The sequence below is a fragment of the Verrucomicrobiia bacterium genome (assembly GCA_035629175.1).
Taxonomy (GTDB): Bacteria; Verrucomicrobiota; Verrucomicrobiia; order Limisphaerales; family DASXHY01; genus DASXHY01.
This window is the reverse complement of the sequence record DASPIL010000061.1, coordinates 1-19,791: the sequence shown is the minus strand read 5'-3', so window position 1 is coordinate 19,791 and position 19,791 is coordinate 1. Positions and strand designations below refer to the sequence as shown.

The window sequence follows — 19,791 nt, the reverse complement described above, 5'->3', positions numbered from 1 at the left end:
GTGATTGGCTGTTCGGGTATTGCTGAATCATCAATCATCCATCGTAAATCGTTCATCCCAGAAGATGGTGCGCACGAAAGGACTTGAACCTTCACACCTTGCGGTACCAGATCCTAAGTCTGGCGTGTCTGCCATTCCACCACGTGCGCAATGCTGGTCGCCAACATATTGCACGCACTCTGCGGCATCAACTTTTGCTTTAACGCCGCTCCCGTGGACGAATCGTTCAAAATCGCTTCCGCGCATCCCCCGTATCGCAGACTTTCAAGTTTGTCCTTCTGCACGAGCCTGCTGCGGAGGGTGGAGAGTGGAAAACCTGCACTACGGACTGGAACCAGCTTCCGCCGCGCGATGGCCAGGAGCCTCAGTGGAAATGAGGCGTTGACTGGCAATCGCCTTTGCTTTGGCGTTCCTGCGTCTGATTACCAATGGCTTGAGCCACATGTAGACCCCGGATAACGAAAGCAGAATCAACAGCAGCGACACAAGGGACATGACAGCCTTGCCAGCTTCGCCACCGATCTTGCCGGTGTGAAGGTCGATGAGAATCTTGCCCCAATCGGTTGACCGCGTCGGTGTGCCGTCGAGGGCGGCTTTTCCGACGCGTTCATACGCACCCTTTTTCAGATGTGCGCCGGATACTGCATTGATCCACAATTCACTGCCGTTCTTGTGTTTGAACTTGTAGAGCATTTCGCCGCGCTCGTCTTTCAGTTCAACGCGTTCCAAAGGCACGTCTCCCCATTCGGCTCGCGCGATTTCAAAAGCCCGTTCGATGCTTACGGGCAGGGCGGCGAAACCGTTGCCCATCGACAACTGAGGCGGAAGCTGCTTCGTTTGGCGGTGTTCCTTTTTCGATTTGGGAACCCGCGTTTCAAGGCCCAAGGCAGAGAAGATCGGATGCTCGTAGTTCAACACGATCCCGGAAACTCCAACGACCAGCAGAAACAGCCCGGCGGCCAGTCCTGCCCAGGCATGCCATTGGCGCGATTTCGCAAGCAGCCAATATTTCGATTTCGAAACGGTGGGATTCTGCATTGGAACAGCAAGGTTGCCGCAGTTTCAGTCGTCCGAGTTCTCACCCTTGGATTCCTTGTCCTCGATTTTGGATTTAACTGCGACCACGTGCCCGTCTCCCATGACCTTGTTATAAAATTTGGCGTGCCACTTGACCGGCCCAAGCTCGCCCTTGGCAATCTTCTCCTGCACCTTGAGGTGGTCGTCACTGTCCCACGGTTTGAAAATATCGCGGATGACATCGCGGGTATGCATGTACGCGAACTTGTTCTTGAATTCGTCCCCGGCTTTGCGATTCAGCTCCGATCCTTCAGCCTCGAAGCTTGTCCCTTTTCTTTCGAACACAGGCGTCCTGTCACCGAAGTCGCCGGCGTCTGACGGACAGCGCCATACAAGACTCGCCTTTCCCCCGATTTCGGACGCGAGAAGCGTGTGCATGCCGTTGGTCAACGTTTGAAGCTGCTTGCCCTTCGTAATGTCCTCGGGCTTCAGAGCATTCTTCTTCACTTCAAATTTCGGCGGAAGGAAATCGCGATGATCGGAGGCGTAATTGGCGTACGCGATGTACACCTGTCGCAGGTTGGAATAGCATCCAATGCGTTTGGCCTTTTGCTTGGCGGACGCGAGCGCGGGGAGCAGCATGGCCGCCAGGATCGCAATGATGGCGATGACCACCAGGAGTTCAATCAATGTGAAAGCCGATGGTTTTGAGCGGGAGCGATTTTGTGTCTTCACGCGACCCAGCCTAACGGTAATTCAACGACTGGCTTCCTGGCGGTTGCGAAAGGCTGTCGACCGCTTGCACTGGTGGCCTTGAACAAAGCACAAAAGAGGATTGGAAAATGTCATGATCTGCAAAGCATCACGCGGCATGGCGCACGGCCGCGATTCAGTTTAAGCTCCGTCCATGCCTGCTGAAACGATAGAACGGCCAAAGGCGGCGGGAGGTCCGGCTGCGACGGAATTGATGGTGACTGGGATGGATTGCAGCAATTGCGTCCGCCATGTCACCGATGCGCTGCAGAGCGTTCCGGGTGTTCACAGCGCATGGGTGAGCCTCGAGACGAAACGAGCCGCGGTTCGATGGAACCCCGGAGCACAGCCATCGGCCGACGCGCTTTTCAAAGCCGTTTCCGGCGCGGGGTACAACGCCAGCCTCGCGCCCGCGGCCACTCCTAACTCAACGGATCACGGCGAACATAAAATGGCCGGCTGGGAATTCACGCTTTGGATCGGAGTGCTGGGAACGATTCCAATCATGCTCGGCGAATGGGTCTTCCATGTCGCAATGACCCCGTGGTTTCAGTGGGTCGCGTTCGTGCTGGCAAGCCTTGTGCAGGTCCTGGCCGGAGCCCAGTTTTATCGGGGCGCCTGGAACCAGTTAAAGGTGGGACGCTCGAACATGGACACACTGGTGGCGCTGGGTTCCACGACGGCCTACGCCTACAGCACGTGGGCCCTTGTGACTGGCCGCGGCGGTCACGTGTATTTCATGGAATCGGCGGCGATCATTACCCTGATCAGCCTCGGCCATTGGATGGAATCGCGCGTCAGCCTCAAGGCTTCAGGCGCGTTGCGACAGTTGCTGAACCTCGTTCCGCAAACGGCGCGGCGACTGGAGGCCGATAATTCCGAAACGGAAGTTCCCGCATCAATGCTGCACGTGGATGATCGTATTGTGCTGAGGCCCGGAGATCGGGTGCCGACCGACGCGGCCGTGCTTGAAGGGGAATCGGCTGTGGACGAATCGATGTTGACGGGCGAATCGATCCCTGTGGACAAGAAGCCGGAAAGCGCGCTGTTCGCAGGCACCGTGAATGCGAACGGGCGGCTCGTGGCACGCGTGACGGCCACGGGTGATGCGACTGCTGTCGCACACATCATCGCCGCAGTGCAGCGTGCGCAAACGAGCCGGGCTGGCATCCAAAGGCTGGGCGATCGGGTCAGCAGCGTGTTTGTTCCGATTGTCGTTGGCATCGCCGTGATCGCCGCATTGTGGTGGGGACTTGCGCCCCAGTCGGCCTTGCACGCGCATCAGGCGGTCGCACCGTATTTGTGGCCTGCGACGATTCCCGACGGCCGGACGGCAGCAGCCTTCATCATTGCCGCGGCGGTCTTGATCATAGCGTGCCCCTGCGCGATGGGCCTGGCCACGCCCACAGCAATCATGGCGGGTTCCAATGCCGCGGCTCAACGCGGCATTCTCGTACGCGACGGCGTGGCACTGGAGAAAGCGGGAACCGTCACCGGCGTTGTGTTTGACAAGACAGGCACGCTCACACTGGGAAAACCGGACGTCGCCAAAGTTCTGGAACTTCGTGGCGACCTCGACGTCAAGACGTTTGCCGCATCGCTGGCGCGAAATTCAAATCATCCCATCAGCCAGGCACTCGCCAAAATTGCGGAGGGTCAAACGCTCGTCAGCCGCTGGCGTGAACTCCGGGGCGCAGGGGTCGAAGGGTTTATTTCGATCGACGGGCAGGAAAAGCGATTGATCCAGGGATCGATCCCGTGGTTGCGCGAAAGCGGGGTGGACCTGGCCGCTGGTGAAAGCTTCGTGCACGAATGGGCCAGCCAGGGCGCGACGCTCGCCGGCCTAGCGGCGGAAGGCGAACTGCTCGCCGTGTTTGCGGTTCGCGACACGCTGAAACACGGCGCCGCGCAAGTGGTCGCCGATCTGCAGGCACGCGGGCTGAAAGTTTATCTGTTAACCGGGGACAATCCGGTCACTGCGGCCAGCGTGGCCCGGCAGGTGGGCATCGCGCCAGATAACGTGTTCGCCGGCGTGAAACCCGAACAAAAGGCGGGCTTTGTGGAACGGCTGCAGAAGAGCGGCGAGCGCATTGCATTTGTGGGCGACGGCATCAACGACGCGCCTGCACTGGAGCAAGCCGACTTGGGCGTGGCAGTCACGCGTGCGAGCGATGTGGCAAGAGAGGCGGCGGATATCATTCTGCTCAAGTCGGAAATCGAAGCGGTCCCCGAAGCCTTGGGGCTGGCGAGGGCCACGTTAAGAACGATCAAGCAGAACCTGTTCTGGGCATTTTTTTATAATGCCGTCGGGGTGCCGCTCGCGGCGCTGGGATTTTTAAGCCCGATACTGTGTGCTGCCGCGATGGGTGTGTCGGATATCATTGTCATCGGAAACGCACTGCGCCTGCGCCGGTGGAGGTTGCCCGCACGGAACTGACCGCCTGCGGTGGGTTTGGTTTTTCTGGTCTGCGCAGCGGCCCGGCATGAAAGTCCTTTTTCCTTCACTTGCGATGCGAATTCCGATTCACTCTCCGGCGTTTGAACTATGCCCAAGCGCAACGACATCCATAGCGTGCTGATCATCGGCGCCGGACCGATCATCATCGGCCAGGCAGTTGAATTCGATTACTCCGGCGTTCAGGCCTGCAAGGCGCTGAAGGAGGAGGGTTACCGCGTGGTGCTCGTGAATTCGAACCCGGCGACCATCATGACGGACCCGGAGTTCGCCGATCGCACCTACATTGAGCCAATCACGCCCGACTGCGTGGAGAAGATCATTGTGCGCGAAAAGGCGGAGATGGCGCGGATGGGCGCGCCCGGCAAGCTCGTGCTGCTGCCAACCCTCGGCGGGCAGACCGCGCTGAACACTGCGATGGCCCTGCATAAGAATGGCGCCCTGGAGCGGCATGACGTGGAGATGATCGGCGCGAAGGCGGAAGCCATTCACAAGGGCGAAAATCGCGAGGCGTTCAAGCAGCTCATGCTCAGCATCGGCCTGGACGTTCCGATTTCGGGAACGGCGCACACGATGGAAGAGGCTCGTGCGGTTGCGGAAAAGGTTGGGCGCCTGCCCTTGATCATTCGCCCTGCGTTTACGCTCGGCGGCACAGGCGGGGGCATTGCGTATAATCGCGACGAGTTCGAGGAAATCGCCAAGCGCGGCATGGAACTATCGCCCGTCTCTGAAATCCTGATCGAGGAATCGCTGCTCGGCTGGAAGGAATACGAGATGGAGGTCATGCGGGACAAGGCAGACAACTGCGTGATCATCTGCTCGATCGAGAATTTCGATCCCATGGGGGTTCACACGGGCGATTCAATCACGGTCGCGCCGATCCAGACACTGACGGACAAGGAATACCAGATCATGCGCGACCAGAGTTTCGCGGTGATTCGCGCGGTCGGCGTTGAAACCGGTGGATCGAACATCCAGTTCGGCGTGAACCCGGACAACGGCCGCATGGTTATCATCGAGATGAACCCGCGCGTCAGCCGCAGTTCGGCTCTCGCCTCCAAGGCAACCGGGTTTCCAATCGCGAAAATCGCCGCAAAGCTTGCGGTGGGATACCTGCTCGATGAGATCAAGAACGACATCACACGCGAAACACCCGCGAGCTTTGAGCCGACGATTGATTACGTGGTCACCAAGATCCCGCGCTTTGCGTTCGAGAAGTTTCCGCAAGCCGATCCAACCTTGACCACGCAGATGAAGAGCGTGGGTGAGGCGATGGCGATCGGGCGCACGTTCAAGGAGAGTTTGCAGAAGTGTTTGCGCTCGCTGGAGATTGGACGTTACGGACTGGGTGGCGATGGGAAACCCTGGCGCATCGGAACCGAAGTATACGGCGACCGTGAAATCCTCCCGCGCGACGTGATCAGCCGGAAACTGACGGTGCCGAATGCGGAGCGAATCTTTTTTATTCGACACGCCATGCGCGCGGGTTTCAGCGTCGACGAGATTTTCAACCTGACGAAGATCGATCGCTGGTTTCTTACACAGATCAAGCAGATCGTGGATTTCGAAGAAGAGTTGGCGACGGCTGGACAGTAGCGCGTGGTTGTTAGCGCGGTTCCCGTGCAGGAGCGCGGAAGAATCTCCGCTACCTGCGGCTTATTCATTTCTCCCCAGGCACACTTCACCCGCAAACAGCGAATGTGACCTGTTGCCGCGCGCCTTGCACTGGAAGGCGATTGTCCATCGACAAGCCGTCAAAAGGTCTTATCTTCCGCGCGGATTTTATGGCAAACGCAGAACGCATCACGAACACGACGCCCGCGGAACTCGGATATTCCATGCCTGCAGAATGGGATAAGCACGCGGCGACATGGCTGGGCTGGCCGCACAACGAAACGGATTGGCCGGATAAGATCGACACCATTCGCTGGGTGTACGGCGAAATGGTGCGCAAGATTTCGCCGGGCGAACGTGTTCGCATCCTGATTCGCCACGCCAGCGAACAAAAGCTCGCAGCCAGCTACCTCAAGCGCGCGAACTGCGACCTTCGGCAGATCGATTTCATCGTGCATCCGACGAATCGGGGCTGGACGCGCGACAGCGGGCCAATCCACGTGAAGCTGAAACGGAAATCGAAGGGAGCCAATTCAAAGCAGGACAAGGCCATTGTTCATTTCCATTTCAATGCGTGGGCCAAATACGATGACTGGCAGAAGGACACGCGCGTGCCCGAGGTCGCCTCTAAGTTCCTGAAGCGGCCGCTGTTCGACGCGCAGTTCAACGGAAAGAAGTTTGTCGTTGAAGGCGGCGGCATTGAGGTGAACGGCAGCGGAACACTGCTCACCACCGAGGAATGCTACCAACATCCCAAGATCCAGGTGCGCAATCCTGGTATGACGCGCGCCCAGTATGATGAAACGTTCCGGAAATATCTCGGCGTGAAAAATGTCCTCTGGCTTTTGAACGGGCCGGTGGGTGACGACACACACGGGCACATCGACGACATCGCGCGCTTTACCGATCGCAAGACCTTGGTGTTGATCCAGGAGAAGAATCGGAAGGACATCAATTACAACCCGCTCGCTGAGAACTGGGAACGCGTCCAGGACCTGCGCCTTGAGGACGGCTCAAGGCCCGAGGTGGTTGCGCTGCCGATGCCGTCGCCACTGCATTACGGCGACTGGCGGCTCCCCGCAAGTTACGCCAATTTCTACATCTGTAATGCGTGCGTGATCGTGCCGACGTTCAATGACGTGAATGATCGGATCGCGCTTGGGATCCTCGGTGACTTGTTCAAGGATCGCCCCGTGGTTGGAATCCATGCTGTTGATCTCGTCCTCGGTTTTGGATCGCTTCACTGTCTGACGCAACAGGAACCCGCGTGAACAGCTAAAGGCGCGCAGGCATCAAGCGGTCTACCCTTCCTCGCGCACCAGCGGTGAATGCTCAGGTGGAAGCGTCTGAAAATGTCCGCAGGCGGGATCGTTCCGTAAAGCATCGGACGAGTTTCCGTAGTCCCGCGTGTTGTGCGGATCCCGGCCGCAGCCTGATGATCTGGGGCAACCGAACCTGTTGCCTGACCATATGACTGCCGCTGCCCTGCCTGAAGTGTCTGCTTGTACGCCACCCGCGGCGATTGTTGCCGGTGCAGCAGGCAGGAAGATTCGCACACTCGTCGCGGACGACCAGCAACTCGAGCGGGAGGTAATGCGCCGTTATCTCGGCGCAGAAGCAGACATTGAGCTGGTCGGCACCGCAGTGAACGGGCTGGATGCCGTCGCCGCGATCAAACGATTGGATCCCGATCTCGTTTTCCTCGATGTGCAAATGCCCGAGATGGATGGATTTGGAGTGGTTTCAAATTTGGATCCCGAGCACAAGCCGGTTGTCATCTTTGTCACGGCCAATGAGGAGTTTGCGCACAAGGCGTTCGACGTCCAGGCGTTGGACTACCTGATCAAGCCGTGCCGCCGGGAGCGCCTCCAGGTGGCGTTGCAGCGTGCTCGCAGCCACATCCAGACGCTGGATGAACAGCGGCAGAATCACTCACTGCGGCGAAATCCCGGAACACCCGAACGGATCGCGGTGAAAACCGACGGCCGGATCCTGCTCATGAACCTGTCCGACATCGAATGGATTGAAGCCGCGGATGACGGGGTGCGGCTTCATGCTGGGCGTTCGATCCATTTTTCCCGGGACACGATGAACAACTGGGAGCAGCGTCTTCCTGTCGGGCGATTCCTCAGGATCAACCGCGGCGAACTGGTCAACATGGACCATATTCGTGAACTCCGGCCAATTGCCCGCGGTGAATATGTGATCGTTCTTCATGGCGGGGCGCAACTCACCCTCACCCGGTCCCATCGGGATCAGCTGCATCGGCTGGGACTTTAGTTCATCCCTCTACCGGCCCTGCAAGAAACTCGTGCGCAGGTTTCTCCCGGCGAGTCGGGACTGTATCGCCGGCTTCCAAGTCGGCAGAGCGCCTTTGGCCGCGGGTTCTTTTGCGTTTGACCGGTTTTCACGGGCTGGTTACGGTTCGCACTCTTAAATCTATGTTTGGGACCATTCGTAAACATCAAACTTGGCTGTGGGTCGTGATCATCGGGGTGATGATTGTTTCCCTGGTCATCTTTTTCAATCCGGCCTCAGACGGAGGTGGACGTCCAAGTGCTGGGCAGCTTGGCAACATTGATGGGGAGCGAATTTCCCGTCCCGAATACGCGAATGCCGAACGCGAAGCGATGCTTGCTTATTTCATGAGCACGGGCGAGTGGCCCAGCGGCCGCTCCAATTTTGACCTGCAGCGGGAAACGTATATCCGGTTGTTTTTCATCAAGAAGTTCAAGGATTACAACATCTACGTGAGCGACGAAGCTGTGGCGCAGGCGGCGAACAACATTCTTTCGCGCGCAGGCGGCGGCCGCCCCGTCCCGCTCGAGGAATTCGTCAAGCGGGCGTTGATGCCGCATGCCACCGAGCAGGATTTTGCGCGTTACGTGCGTCATGAGCTTGCGCTGCAACAGTTGCTCTCAATCGTTGGATTGCCGGGGGATCTTGTGACGCCCCAGGAAGCTCGCGCGCTCTTCACGCGCGAAAACCAGCAAATCGTCAGTCACGCGCTGTTCTATTCGGGCACCAATTACCAGACGAGTGTTGCCGCGGCGACCCCCGAGGTCCTGACGGAATTCTACACCAATCGATTGCATCTGTATGAACTGCCGGAACGGGTGCAGGTGCACTATGTGACTTTCAGCGCGAGCAATTTCCTGGCGCAAGCCGACACGGAGCTTTTCGGGATCACGAATCTGAACGAGGTGATCGAACAGGAATACCAGCAGCGCGGAACCAACGCGTTTCCGGACCTCGCCCCCGAACAGGCCAGGCAGAAGCTGCGCGAGGAACGCCGGCACGACCAGGCATTGCTGGCGGCCTACCGAACGGCGGAGCGATTTATGGATGACCTGTTGAGCCGCGAACGCACGCCGAACGTTGAGGATTTCCTTACAGCCGCGCGCACGAATAACTTCGTGGTGCAGCAAACCGCGCCTTTCGACCAGGAGAATGGGCCGGACGGATTGGACGTCGGACCCAACTTCGCTCCCACTGCCTTTCGGTTAACCGAAGAGGAACCGCTGGCTGATCGGCCCATGGTCGGCGAAAATGCGGTGTTTGTGATCGCCCTGGCGAAGCGATTGCCCGTCGAGACCCAGTCCTACGACACCGTGAAGGACCGGGTGGCAGACGACTATCGCCGCACCAAAGCGGTGGAGAATGCGCGACGCGCGGGTTCAGAATTTTCCCGGGTCCTTCAGGAAGGCTTGAAGGCAGGCAAGACTTTCTCGGAACTGGTGTCCCAGGCCAACCTGCGCAGCGTCGCAGTCGAGCCGCTTTCAATTGCATCCACGAACGCGCCGCAGGTGGAAGCGCATGTGCCACTTCCGCAATACAAACAGGCGGCATTCATGATAGAGCCCGGAACCGCCACCGAGTTTGTTCCGACCATGGACGGCGGCTTCATTGTGTTCGTTGAAAAACTTGTTCCACTGGATGAATCCAGGATTTTGGCAGACCTGCCTGAATACACCGAGCGGTTCCGCCGTGCACGCCGCCGTGAAGCCATTGATGCGTGGCTGCAGGCTGAAGCAAGCAAATCGCTGCGCGAGACACCGCTGATGCAGCAACAACAGCAGCAGCAAGCTCCCGCCGGCACCGGGGCCGCGCGTTCCTGATTCGCCCTCTGGCGGTTGTGGAACCGTTAATCAAACTGTCGTCGCCGGGTACCCGGGAGTTCTGGGAAATTCCGGTCCGGTTCGAAGACGAGCACCTCCTCGCCGTGGACAAGCCGAGCGGCCTGTTAACGTCGCCCGACCGTTACGATCCCGATCGTCCGAACTTGATGAAGCTCCTGCACGCGGGTATCACCGCGGCCAAACCGTGGGCAAAGGAGCGCGGGCTCGATTACCTGATGAATGCCCACCGCCTCGACTTCGAAACGAGCGGCATCATTCTTCTAGCCAAGAGCAAACCAGTCCTGGTGCAGTTGGCAAACTTGTTCGGCTCGGAGAAGCCGCTGAAGAAGTATGTGGCTCTGGTGCGGGGCGCTCCCGCGCAGGACGAGGTGGAGATCGACCAGAAACTCGCAGCGCACCCAACGCGGATCGGTCTGATGCGCGTCGACCCGAAAAACGGAAAACGATCACGCACGGTGGTTCATGTGATGGAAAAGTTCAGCCGCTTTACGTTGCTTCGTTGCGAGCCGCTGACTGGCCGGACCCATCAGATTCGCGTTCACCTCCGCCACCTCGGATTGCCGATTGTCGGCGATTCACTCTACGGGGGGAAGGCGCTGTACCTATCGAGTTTGAAGAAGAATTACGTCCTGAAGCCTGGAAAAGAAGAACGCCCCCTGATGGGGCGAGTGGCCCTTCATGCGGAGCAACTGGAACTGACGCATCCTGTGACGGGCGAAACTGTCGTGATGCAATCGCCCCTGCCCAAGGATTTTACCGTCACGATCAAGTATCTGCGCCAATTCGGGATGACGCCGGGCTGAACGCCATCGGAGTGGCCGTCCCGCCACCGCATCGTGCAGATGCCTATCCAGCGTCCAGAGTGGCGAGCCTCGTCGCCGCTGCTTCCCACTTCGGCGTGAGTTCCTCAAGTTCTGATTGCACATCCACAAGTTCGCGGTTGATCTGATTGGCGCGTCCTGGTTTTTCGTACGTTTCTGGTTTCTCCAACTCGGCCGTCAGTTCGCTTTGCTTCTGTTCCAGCGCCTGGATTTGCTTTTCAAGCTGATGCACCGCCTGTTGCTGCGACTTCCGTTCTTTGGATCGCGCCTGCCGCTGTTCTGCTTCGATTCGTTTTTGATCCTTTCGCGAGAGACCATCGGTCACGGCAACCGCAGATCGCTGCGGAGGCTCTCCAATCCGGCGTCCTTGCCCGCCCGCCGTCAGCGCTGCCCGGGCCGAGCCGGCACGGGTTTTATCAAGGTAATATTGATAGCCGCCAGGGTAGGGGGTAAGACGGCCTGCGTTCACATGGACCACGTGATTTGCCAGGGCGCGGATGAAATAGACGTCGTGGCTGATGAAGATCAGGGTTCCCTCAAATTGATCCAGCGCATACAACAGCGCGTCGATGCTCGACATGTCTAGATGCGTCGTGGGTTCATCCATGAGCAGCAGGTTGGGCGGATCGAGCAACAGCTTCACCAGAGCGAGGCGGCTCTTTTCGCCACCGCTCAGGACACTCACGCGTTTGAAGACATCGTCACCTTGAAACAGGAACGAGCCGAGCAATGTGCGCACGAATTGTTCGGTCACACGGGACGGAGTGTCCAAAGCTTCCTCAAGCACGGTCCGGCTCAGGTCGAGCATGTCCACCCGATACTGCGAGTAGTAACCGGATTTCACGTTGTGACCGAGTTCTCTGATTCCATTCTGCGGTTCAAGCACGCCGCCCAGCAGTTTTAACAACGTCGATTTCCCGGCGCCGTTCGGCCCGACGAGGACGATGCGCTGTCCGCGTTCCGCTTCGAAGGCGAGCCGTTCATAAATCAAATTCTCGCCCTGTGCGCCCGGGTTGCTCGCGGACGAGAGCGGGTAGCCGAAGCGAATGTTTTGAAGCCGGATCACGCGCTGGCCGCTCCGTTGCGGCTGGGGAAACGAGAAGCTCACCTTTCGATCATCGCTGGTGGGCGCCTCGATCTTGTCCATCCGTTCGATCTGCTTCAATTTGCTTTGCGCTTGCGACGCCTTGGAAGCCTTGGCGCGGAAGCGGTTTGCAAAGTCCATCAGGCTTGCGATTTCGCGCTGTTGATTCTTGTAAGCCGCGAGCAACTGTTCCTCGGCCGCCTCGCGCTGAACAAGGTATTCGTCATAGTTGCCGCGGTAACGCATCAGGCGGCTTTGTCGAATTTCCACGATGCTCCCGACAAGGTGGTTCAGGAATTCACGATCGTGGGAAATGACGAGGATCGCTCCCGGATAATTCTTCAGGTAATCCTGGAACCAGATGAGCGCCTCCAGGTCGAGATGGTTGGTGGGCTCGTCGAGAATCAGCAGGTCGGGCTCCATTGCGAGCAGGCGCGCCAGATGCGCGCGCATGACCCAGCCACCGCTCATTTCGCGCGCCGGGCGTTCGAAATCGGTTTCCCGAAAGCTCAAGCCCGCAAGAATCTGTTTCGCCTTCGCCTCGAGTTGGTAACCACCCAGCTCGTTGAAGCGATCGTGCACGTCATCGTGGATTTCCTCAGGATGCAGCGCTTCCACGGGATGGTTGTTGTCCCAGGCTTTGATGATGCGGCGCAGCTTGAGGAATTCGGGTGACGAAGCGGTTGCGAGTTCAATCACTGTCTCGTCTGCGACAGGCATGCTCTCCTGCGGCAAATGCCCGATGCGAACACCGCGTTCAAGAATAACTTCGCCGGCATCCGCCTCTTCCTCCCCAAGGATCAACGAGAGCAGGGTGGATTTGCCCGCGCCGTTCGGGCCGACAAGGCCGATGCGGTCGTTGCGGTTCACCTGCAGCGTGGCGTCGGCGAACAGGACGCGTTCGCCATAAGCCTTCGAAATGCCGGAAAGAGTCAGCATGGAGCGCACAACATACGTGATAAACAGGCCGCAACTCAAGAGCCGTGGCGAAGTTGCGGGTTCGAGCCGGTGCAAACATGAGATGGAATGCGGTCGATTCTGCGAAATCACTCAAAGGATCCTTTGCTGGGGTTTGTCCTAACTTTAAAATCAGAACGCAAATGGACGATGAACAAAGGGCTGTGATCCTCAGATGCCGGCAGGGCGATCACTCAGCCTTTGGGTCCCTGGTCCAGATGCATCAACGGATGATTCACGCCGTCACATACCGCATGACAGGGTCGATGGCCGACGCCGAGGACCTGGCGCAGGAAACGTTCATTCAGGCATTCCAGAGGCTGGAGAGTTTTCGGGGTGATGCGGCGTTTTCATCGTGGCTGTATCGAATCGCGATGAACCTTTGCCTCAACTGGCACAAACGCGAGAGCCGGCGGAACAGGCTGCACGAGCAATGGGAAATCCCTGAAAACCCGGCGGAATCCCGCGACGTTGCGGAGCCGTGGCGAGTGCAGAATGCCCTGATGAAGTTGCACCCGAAGCAACGGGCGGCGATCGTCCTGACAATTTACGAGGGCAAAACCCACGCTGAAGCGGGACGCATTCTTGGTTGCTCGGAAACCACCGTTTCCTGGCGGGTATTTTCAGCAAAACAGAAACTAAAGCGCTGGCTGGCGGGAAAGGTCCGCGATGAATGATTCCGAGTTGGAGAATAAATTGAAAGCCGCGGCAGTGCCTGAACGGAACGCGGAGTATTGGGACTTGTTTCCGCAAGCGGTCCTTTCCCAGCTGGATCGCCGTGCGCGCCGGCGGGATCGGCCAGCCGTGTCGCTGCGCTGGCTGTGGGCCCTGGGATTGGCGTCCGCGTGCGTCCTCATCGCGTTCATCCTTTCTCCGTTCAACGCTGAACGGCAGCCTGTGTTTGCTGCGCTTGAAAACTCGGAGGTGATCCGACAGACGCTTGGGATGTTCCCGAACCAGGTGCGGGCGATTGTGCAGGATGAGGAGGGGACGCGCCTGGTTTTGTCAGAAAAGCCCGATGTTCCTGATTCGCCTCCACTCTGGATCAGGATTTGTAACGGAAAGGAATGCAGGATTGTGATCACATTCAGCGGACAAAGTTTTGAGGTTGCCAAGGAGAGGGTGGAGGTGCTGGCGGATGCGCAGGGTCAGGTGATGCTGGTTGGGGACCGGCTTTTCTGGTCGGAAGCGGAACAATCCCGTTCCGCCCGACACCTGCGCATCCAGGCCAGGAGCCTGGAGATGCTGTGAGATCTTCAAACTCGCGTGAGATTCGTCGCGCGCTTTTCATTCCACCCGGGCTTCCCGCCGGGTGGAAGGATTCTCAAACGTTGAGAGAATCTGAGTGTCTCGCGTGGTTAACGGTTTTCCGGGCGGCAAGGGTGCACGCCCTCTACGTCAGGCAAGATGCCTGACGCCACCCTGCCTTCGCTTTGGCCGCCTAGAGATTTGGGAGACTTCTCCTCCGGCTTCGCCCGGAAAGAGAGTGAGTTTGATAACGACGCCCCGGTCGCGCTGGGCCCTCTGAATTCAACTCGCATTCGACCGTTCGCTTCGGCTAATCTCCCCGCCTGAATTTTTTCGCGGTTATAGCACCTTGCGACAGATGATGACGTCAAAGCAGATTCGCCAATCGTTCCTCGACTTCTTCAAGTCGAAGCAGCACACCCTTGTTCCTTCGAGTTCGCTCATGCCCGACTCGCCGAACCTGCTGTTCACCAACGCTGGCATGAACCAGTTTGTGCCTGTCTTCCTGGGCCAGAAAGAAGCCGATGTCAGCAGGTGGGCGGGAGCTGTTCCAGGCAGCGACACGCGGGCGGCCGACACCCAGAAATGCATCCGCGCGGGTGGCAAGCACAATGACCTCGACGACGTGGGACTCGACACCTATCACCACACGTTTTTCGAGATGCTCGGGAATTGGTCTTTTGGAGATTACTTCAAGCAGGAGGCCATCGAATGGGCATGGGAACTCGTTGTTGAAATTTGGAAATTCCCGCCGCAACGGATCTACGCCACGGTTTACAATCCAGACAAGGCGCAAAATGATCCAAGTGATTTCGATCGTGAGGCCTGGGAATTCTGGGCGGCGAAGTTCCGCAGCGCGGGCCTTGATCCCGCCGTGCACATCGTCAACGGCAACAAGAAGGACAATTTCTGGATGATGGGCGAGACAGGCCCGTGCGGTCCATGCTCGGAACTGCATGTGGACCTGACGCCGAACGGCGACACGAAGGGCGCGCTGGTCAACAAGGGAAGTCCGCAGTGCATCGAGATCTGGAACCTGGTGTTCATTCAGTTCAATGCCAATCCCGACGGCACGTTCTCCCCGCTGCCTTCCAAGCACATCGACACGGGAATGGGTTTTGAGCGCGTGACTTCAATCATGCAGGGCACGAACGGATTGAAGGATTTCGCGAAAGCACGGATTTCCAATTATGAGACCGACATTTTCCGGCCGATCTTTGACGCGCTCGAGAAGCTGAGCGGCAAGCGTTATTGCAGCACGTTGCCGGGCGACGCCGGATCCGTGGACGTTCCCGCGAAGCCTGCGAAAACCAGTGGTGAAGCTCCGAGCAAGATTGTGGAGGTGGAAGCTGAGAAGGCCGGCCCGCGTCCAGGCCCTGCGAGTGATCTCAAGCAGGTCCCGACGGACTGGCAAAGCAAATCTACGCAGGAGCAGGTGGCGATCGACATCGCATTTCGGGTGATCGCCGACCATATCCGCACGCTGAGTTTTGCGATCGCTGATGGCATTCAGCCTGGCAATAACGATCGCAACTACGTGCTGCGGCGCATCCTACGGCGGGCTGTTCGCTATGGGCGGACGCTCGGCTTTCGTGAGCCGTTTTTTTACAGGCTCGTCGATGTCCTCGCCGAAACCATGGGCGACGTGTTTCCTGAAATTCGTGCAAAGAAGAAACACGTGCAGGACGTCATCCGCGGAGAAGAGGAGTCTTTCAACAAAACATTGGATCGGGGCATTGAGCTGTTCAACGAAGCAGCGACGGGCGGGAGCGTCACGGGCGAATTTGCATTCAAGTTGTATGACACGTACGGCTTCCCGCTCGATCTCACCGAGTTAATGGCGCGCGAACGGGGGCTTTCTGTCGACAAGGATGGTTTTGAGCGGTTGATGGAAAAACAACGCGCGCTTGCCCGTGCAGCGCAGAAGAAGCAGGTCATTTCGCTATCAGAAATCGAGACGACAACGCCGACGCGTTTCGTCGGGTTCGAGGTGCTTGAGATTCCGGCCACGGTCCTTGAGGTGGTTTCAATCAAGGACAAGACGGCTGTCATTCTCGACGCTTCGGCAGCCTATGCGGAAATGGGCGGGCAGGTGGGAGACACGGGCGAACTGCGGGCCGGCACAGAAGGCTGGCGTATTGCGAATACGCAAAAGTCTGGAAACACGTGGCTCCATTTTTTGGAGACTGAAAATGGCAGGGCGGAGGCGGTTCCCGCGGCAGGCAGTTGCGTGACGCTGTCAGTCAATGCCCTCCGCCGCCGTGCAATCGAGCGTCATCATTCCGTCACGCATCTGCTGCATTGGGCGCTGCACGAAGTCGTCAGCAGGGAAGCTTCCCAAAAGGGTTCCTTTGTCGGACCGGACAAGCTCACCTTCGACTTCAATTCACAGCCGCTCACACCGGCGCAGGTGGCTGATATCGAAAAGCTGGTCAATGAACGCATCGTGGAGAACGCGGCGGTGAGCTGGACGGAAGTGCCCTATGCTGATGTGAAGGCGCGCAAGGATGTGATGCAGTTTTTCGGCGATAAATACGGCGACACAGTTCGCGTCGTGCAGATCGGCGGCCAGGCGAAAAAGCTCGACGGTTATTCGATGGAACTTTGCGGCGGTACGCACACTCGCGCGACGGGGGAAATCGGATTATTTCGCATCGTTGGGGAAAGCGCGATTGCAGCCGGGGTGCGGCGCATCGAGGCTGTTGCAGGGTTGGAAGCGTATCGCAAGGCGGCGGATGAAGTTGCGTTGATCAAGGCCCTCGCGGCGAAAGTGAACGCACCGCTTCACGAACTGGACAAGAAGATTGAAGCCCTGCTTTCGCATCAGAAGGAATTGGAAAAGCAGATTCGGTCGGGCCAGCAGCGCGAAGCTGCAAACATCGCCAATAGCCTCCGCGAGCGCGTTGTCGAGATCAATGGCGTGCCGGCAATCATCCACAGCCTGGGAGCCGTCGATGGCGACTTCTTGCAGGCTGTAGTGGATTCACTCAAATCGAGCTTCAAGGGCGTGATCGTGCTTGGAGGCGCCAGCAACGGCGCCGTGGCACTGATCGCTTCGGTTTCGCCGGAGTTCATCGCAAAGGTGCAGGCGGGAAAAATAGTGCAGCAGATTGCCCCGATTGTGGCAGGCAAGGGGGGAGGGAAGCCGGACAACGCGAGGGGTGGAGGCAAGGACGCGGCGAAGCTCGACGACGCTTTGGCGCACGCGCGGACACTGATCTGACGCGGCACGGCGCGATGGTAAGTTGCACGAGTATGGGATTCTTGCGCAAACGTTTGGGCCGCCGTTCTGGCGCATCTTCCCCGATTGAAATTCGGGAGATGCAATTGAAAGACGTCGCGGAAGTATTCGAACTGGGCCAGAAGATCTTCACGGCCGAGGAATGGCCGACGTTGTATCGATCCTGGGATGACCATGAGCTCGCGTTGTTGTTCAGCAACGATGCTGAGACATGTCTCGTCGCTGAATCCGACGAGCGGATTGTTGGCTTCGCGCTTGGCCGCGTAATGGAAAAGCCGAGGAGCGCGTGGCGTTATGGCTGGCTGCTCTGGCTCGGTGTGGAACCGCGCCTCAAGCGCAGCGGCATTGCCACTCGCCTGCTGAAACAGTTGACCGTGCTGTTCATAGATCGGGACGCCCGGATCATGCTGGTTGACACCGCGGCAAAGAATTATAGCGCGCTCGCGTTTTTCCGTCGTAACGGCTTCGGGCAGGAAATTCGACACGTTTACATGTCGCAGAACCTGGAGGATCATCCACGGTACCTCGAACGCAGGAGCGAAGCGGGTGGTGGAAGTGATTGATGATGAGCGAAGAACAGACACTGTATGCGCGCCTTGGCGGGCATGAAGGGATCCTCAAGCTGATCACGGGGTTCTATGCGGATGTGCGCCAGGATGCGGTGATAGGGCCGATTTTCAACACCCACATCCCGGATTGGCCGGCGCACTTGGAAAAGATTGCCGATTTTTGGGCGCTGCAGGCGGGAGGGCCTTCGCGATACCGCGGCGGCTTCGGGGCGGCGCATTTGCCGCTGAACCTGAAACCTGAGCACTTTGAACATTGGCTCAGGCTGTGGGAGTTCAACAATGCTCGGTCGCTTCCGCCGTGGGAAGCTGAGCAAATGAATCAACTCGCCCACGCGTTCGCCCGCCGCCTGTTCGGCCTGACCCAGCGGCAACCCTTTGCGTCATAACGAGCGGCTTGGCGGAGAGGTCAGGCCGGGTCGATGGCTATTCCCATATTGCGGAAGCGCTGGATTTTGTAGATCAACGCGCGGCGGCTGATGCCGAGGGCGCGCGCCGTCTCGGTGCGGTTGTATCCATGCTTGCGGAGCCCTTCGAGGATCGCTTCGCGTTCGATTTCCTCCAGTTGCCGAGCCTCGGGCGATGCGATCGGCGCCGGTTGTGCGGCGGCTTCTCGAACCTTCGATGGGAGGTGTTCGGGAAGGATTAATTCGCTGCGCGAGAGCAGCACTGCCCGCTCCATCGCATTTCGCAATTCGCGCACGTTACCCGGCCACGCATAACGTTCAAGGCACGTGGCGACGGCTTCCGAAACACGTCCTTTGCCCTTGGCGAATTCCGCGATGAAGTGACTGGCCAGCGGGAGAATATCCTCGCGCCGTTCGCGAAGGGGCGGGAGATGCAGTTCGACAACGTTCAGCCGGTAGAAGAGGTCCTCGCGGAATTTCCCGCTCTTCACGAGTTCCTCAAGGTTGCGGTTGGTTGCGGTCAGCAGGCGTGCGTTGGTCCGGATCTCCCTGTTGGATCCGACGCGTTGGAACGTTCCGTTTTGTGTCACACGCAGAAGTTTCGCCTGCAACTGCGGCGACATCTCGCCAATTTCGTCCAGGAAGATCGTGCCATTGGTCGCCTCTTCGAATCGTCCAATCCGCTGTGCATGCGCCCCCGTGAAAGCGCCTTTCTCGTGGCCGAACAGCTCGCTTTCCAGAAGAGTCTCGGGAATCGCGGCACAGTTCACCTTGACGATGGGACCTTTTGAACGGGTGCTCCATGCATGGACGACATCGGCCAGGATCTCCTTGCCCGAACCGCTTTCGCCCGTGATAAGCACGCGGGTGTCGGAAACGGCCACGAGCGATGCCTCGCGGAAAACGGCCTGCGTGAGCGGGCTTCGAGCGACGACATAGTCCGGCAATTGCTTATTCTCGCTGTATTTCAGGGTGACCGACTCTGAAACACCCACGGCCTGTTGCACCAGGGTCAGCAACTCATCGAGGTCAATCGGCTTCGCCAGGTAGTTCAATGCGCCATCGCGCATCGCAGCCACGGCGTCGCGCACATCTGTAAATGCGGTAACGAGCAGGATCGGCAGGGCATCGTGCTCCTTGCGCGCGCGGCGAAGTGTTTCGAGTCCGGACAATCCCGGCATGCGCACGTCGGAAATCATGAGGTCGAAGCGGGAACTGCGAAGCTTCTCGAGCGCGCGTTCGCCGGAATCCGCGGCGTCCGTCTCGAAACCTTGTGATCTGAGGAACGACGTCAACAGGCTGCGCTGCCCCGGATCGTCGTCCACGATCAGGATGCGCACTTGTTCGCTATGATTGCCGCGTTGTTCAGCCACAGCCGCAAGCTAGTGAAGCTCGAGCGGGTATTCAAGGTGGATGCCCTAGGGGAAATGTGGAACAGATCTCCGAGCGCGCCGGACCTGCCCCACTTTCAATCGCCCCCCCCCCCCAA

General features: G+C 58.6%; 15 protein-coding genes and 1 tRNA gene. 11 read left to right on the top strand and 5 right to left on the bottom strand.

The features are described from left to right. Nucleotides 1-65: 65 nt before the first annotated feature. The 3 genes from VEH04_10190 to VEH04_10180 form a co-directional block, all read right to left on the bottom strand. Nucleotides 66-149, bottom strand: a tRNA-Leu gene (locus VEH04_10190). A gap of 172 nt (nt 150-321) precedes the next feature. Beyond that, nucleotides 322-1,038, bottom strand: a complete 717-nt coding sequence (locus tag VEH04_10185) for a PepSY domain-containing protein (protein ID HYG23140.1) — start codon at nt 1,036-1,038, stop codon at nt 322-324. Nucleotides 1,039-1,062: 24 nt separating this feature from the next. Further along, nucleotides 1,063-1,752 (bottom strand): prepilin-type N-terminal cleavage/methylation domain-containing protein, encoded by a 690-nt coding sequence (locus VEH04_10180; protein HYG23139.1) that lies wholly within the window; start codon nt 1,750-1,752, stop codon nt 1,063-1,065. 172 nt (nt 1,753-1,924) lie between these two features. On the opposite strand from VEH04_10180, the gene VEH04_10175 reads away from it, so the two are divergent. The 6 genes from VEH04_10175 (at nt 1,925) to VEH04_10150 (ending at nt 10,781) form a co-directional block, all read left to right on the top strand. Further along, nucleotides 1,925-4,207, top strand: a complete 2,283-nt coding sequence (locus VEH04_10175) for a cation-translocating P-type ATPase (GenBank protein ID HYG23138.1) — start codon at nt 1,925-1,927, stop codon at nt 4,205-4,207. 108 nt (nt 4,208-4,315) lie between these two features. After that, the gene (gene carB, locus VEH04_10170) at nt 4,316-5,821 is read left to right on the top strand and encodes a carbamoyl-phosphate synthase large subunit (GenBank protein ID HYG23137.1); all 1,506 of its coding nucleotides are present in this window, start codon (nt 4,316-4,318) and stop codon (nt 5,819-5,821) included. 188 nt (nt 5,822-6,009) lie between these two features. Beyond that, nucleotides 6,010-7,110 carry an agmatine deiminase family protein gene (locus VEH04_10165; GenBank protein HYG23136.1) on the top strand — a complete coding sequence of 367 codons (1,101 nt, stop codon included), beginning with the start codon at nt 6,010-6,012 and terminating at the stop codon, nt 7,108-7,110. A 199-nt stretch (nt 7,111-7,309) separates the two neighbouring features. Then, the gene (locus VEH04_10160; GenBank protein ID HYG23135.1) at nt 7,310-8,119 is read left to right on the top strand and encodes a response regulator; all 810 of its coding nucleotides are present in this window, start codon (nt 7,310-7,312) and stop codon (nt 8,117-8,119) included. Between the two features lie 161 nt (nt 8,120-8,280). Then, nucleotides 8,281-9,957, top strand: coding sequence for a SurA N-terminal domain-containing protein (locus VEH04_10155; GenBank protein ID HYG23134.1), 1,677 nt, complete (start codon nt 8,281-8,283; stop codon nt 9,955-9,957). Between the two features lie 17 nt (nt 9,958-9,974). After that, nucleotides 9,975-10,781, top strand: a complete 807-nt coding sequence (locus VEH04_10150) for an RluA family pseudouridine synthase (protein ID HYG23133.1) — start codon at nt 9,975-9,977, stop codon at nt 10,779-10,781. A 43-nt stretch (nt 10,782-10,824) separates the two neighbouring features. Here the strand turns inward: VEH04_10150 and VEH04_10145 are convergent, their stop codons facing one another. Beyond that, nucleotides 10,825-12,822 (bottom strand): ABC-F family ATP-binding cassette domain-containing protein, encoded by a 1,998-nt coding sequence (locus VEH04_10145; protein ID HYG23132.1) that lies wholly within the window; start codon nt 12,820-12,822, stop codon nt 10,825-10,827. Nucleotides 12,823-12,983: 161 nt separating this feature from the next. On the opposite strand from VEH04_10145, the gene VEH04_10140 reads away from it, so the two are divergent. From VEH04_10140 to VEH04_10120, 5 genes are all read left to right on the top strand, one after another. Continuing rightward, nucleotides 12,984-13,517, top strand: a complete 534-nt coding sequence (locus VEH04_10140; GenBank protein HYG23131.1) for an RNA polymerase sigma factor — start codon at nt 12,984-12,986, stop codon at nt 13,515-13,517. Beyond that, nucleotides 13,510-14,091, top strand: coding sequence for a hypothetical protein (locus VEH04_10135; GenBank protein ID HYG23130.1), 582 nt, complete (start codon nt 13,510-13,512; stop codon nt 14,089-14,091). Before VEH04_10140 ends, VEH04_10135 begins: the two co-directional genes overlap by 8 nt. Nucleotides 14,092-14,449: 358 nt before the next feature. Beyond that, on the top strand, nt 14,450-17,311 hold the full coding sequence (gene alaS, locus VEH04_10130; GenBank protein ID HYG23129.1) for an alanine--tRNA ligase: 2,862 nt from the start codon (nt 14,450-14,452) through the stop codon (nt 17,309-17,311). A gap of 98 nt (nt 17,312-17,409) precedes the next feature. Then, nucleotides 17,410-17,892: a GNAT family N-acetyltransferase gene (locus VEH04_10125; protein HYG23128.1), complete on the top strand. Its 483-nt coding sequence runs from the start codon at nt 17,410-17,412 to the stop codon at nt 17,890-17,892. 2 nt (nt 17,893-17,894) lie between these two features. Next, nucleotides 17,895-18,284 (top strand): group III truncated hemoglobin, encoded by a 390-nt coding sequence (locus tag VEH04_10120; protein HYG23127.1) that lies wholly within the window; start codon nt 17,895-17,897, stop codon nt 18,282-18,284. 20 nt (nt 18,285-18,304) lie between these two features. Here VEH04_10120 and VEH04_10115 read toward each other — a convergent pair whose 3' ends face one another. After that, a complete protein-coding gene (locus tag VEH04_10115) occupies nt 18,305-19,675 on the bottom strand; it encodes a sigma-54 dependent transcriptional regulator (GenBank protein ID HYG23126.1) in 1,371 nt (456 codons plus the stop codon). Nucleotides 19,676-19,791 lie beyond the last annotated feature (116 nt).

What these genes read in the sequence shown, in the direction of transcription:
- VEH04_10135 (HYG23130.1), top strand. Translation starts at nt 13,510, where the DNA reads ATGAATGATTCCGAGTTGGAGAATAAATTGAAAGCCGCGGCAGTGCCT.
- VEH04_10175 (HYG23138.1), top strand. Translation starts at nt 1,925, where the DNA reads ATGCCTGCTGAAACGATAGAACGGCCAAAGGCGGCGGGAGGTCCGGCT.
- VEH04_10140 (HYG23131.1), top strand. Translation starts at nt 12,984, where the DNA reads ATGGACGATGAACAAAGGGCTGTGATCCTCAGATGCCGGCAGGGCGAT.
- VEH04_10125 (HYG23128.1), top strand. Translation starts at nt 17,410, where the DNA reads ATGCAATTGAAAGACGTCGCGGAAGTATTCGAACTGGGCCAGAAGATC.
- VEH04_10145 (HYG23132.1), bottom strand. Translation starts at nt 12,822, where the DNA reads ATGCTGACTCTTTCCGGCATTTCGAAGGCTTATGGCGAACGCGTCCTG.
- carB (HYG23137.1), top strand. Translation starts at nt 4,316, where the DNA reads ATGCCCAAGCGCAACGACATCCATAGCGTGCTGATCATCGGCGCCGGA.
- VEH04_10155 (HYG23134.1), top strand. Translation starts at nt 8,281, where the DNA reads ATGTTTGGGACCATTCGTAAACATCAAACTTGGCTGTGGGTCGTGATC.
- VEH04_10160 (HYG23135.1), top strand. Translation starts at nt 7,310, where the DNA reads ATGACTGCCGCTGCCCTGCCTGAAGTGTCTGCTTGTACGCCACCCGCG.
- VEH04_10185 (HYG23140.1), bottom strand. Translation starts at nt 1,038, where the DNA reads ATGCAGAATCCCACCGTTTCGAAATCGAAATATTGGCTGCTTGCGAAA.
- VEH04_10165 (HYG23136.1), top strand. Translation starts at nt 6,010, where the DNA reads ATGGCAAACGCAGAACGCATCACGAACACGACGCCCGCGGAACTCGGA.
- alaS (HYG23129.1), top strand. Translation starts at nt 14,450, where the DNA reads ATGACGTCAAAGCAGATTCGCCAATCGTTCCTCGACTTCTTCAAGTCG.
- VEH04_10120 (HYG23127.1), top strand. Translation starts at nt 17,895, where the DNA reads ATGAGCGAAGAACAGACACTGTATGCGCGCCTTGGCGGGCATGAAGGG.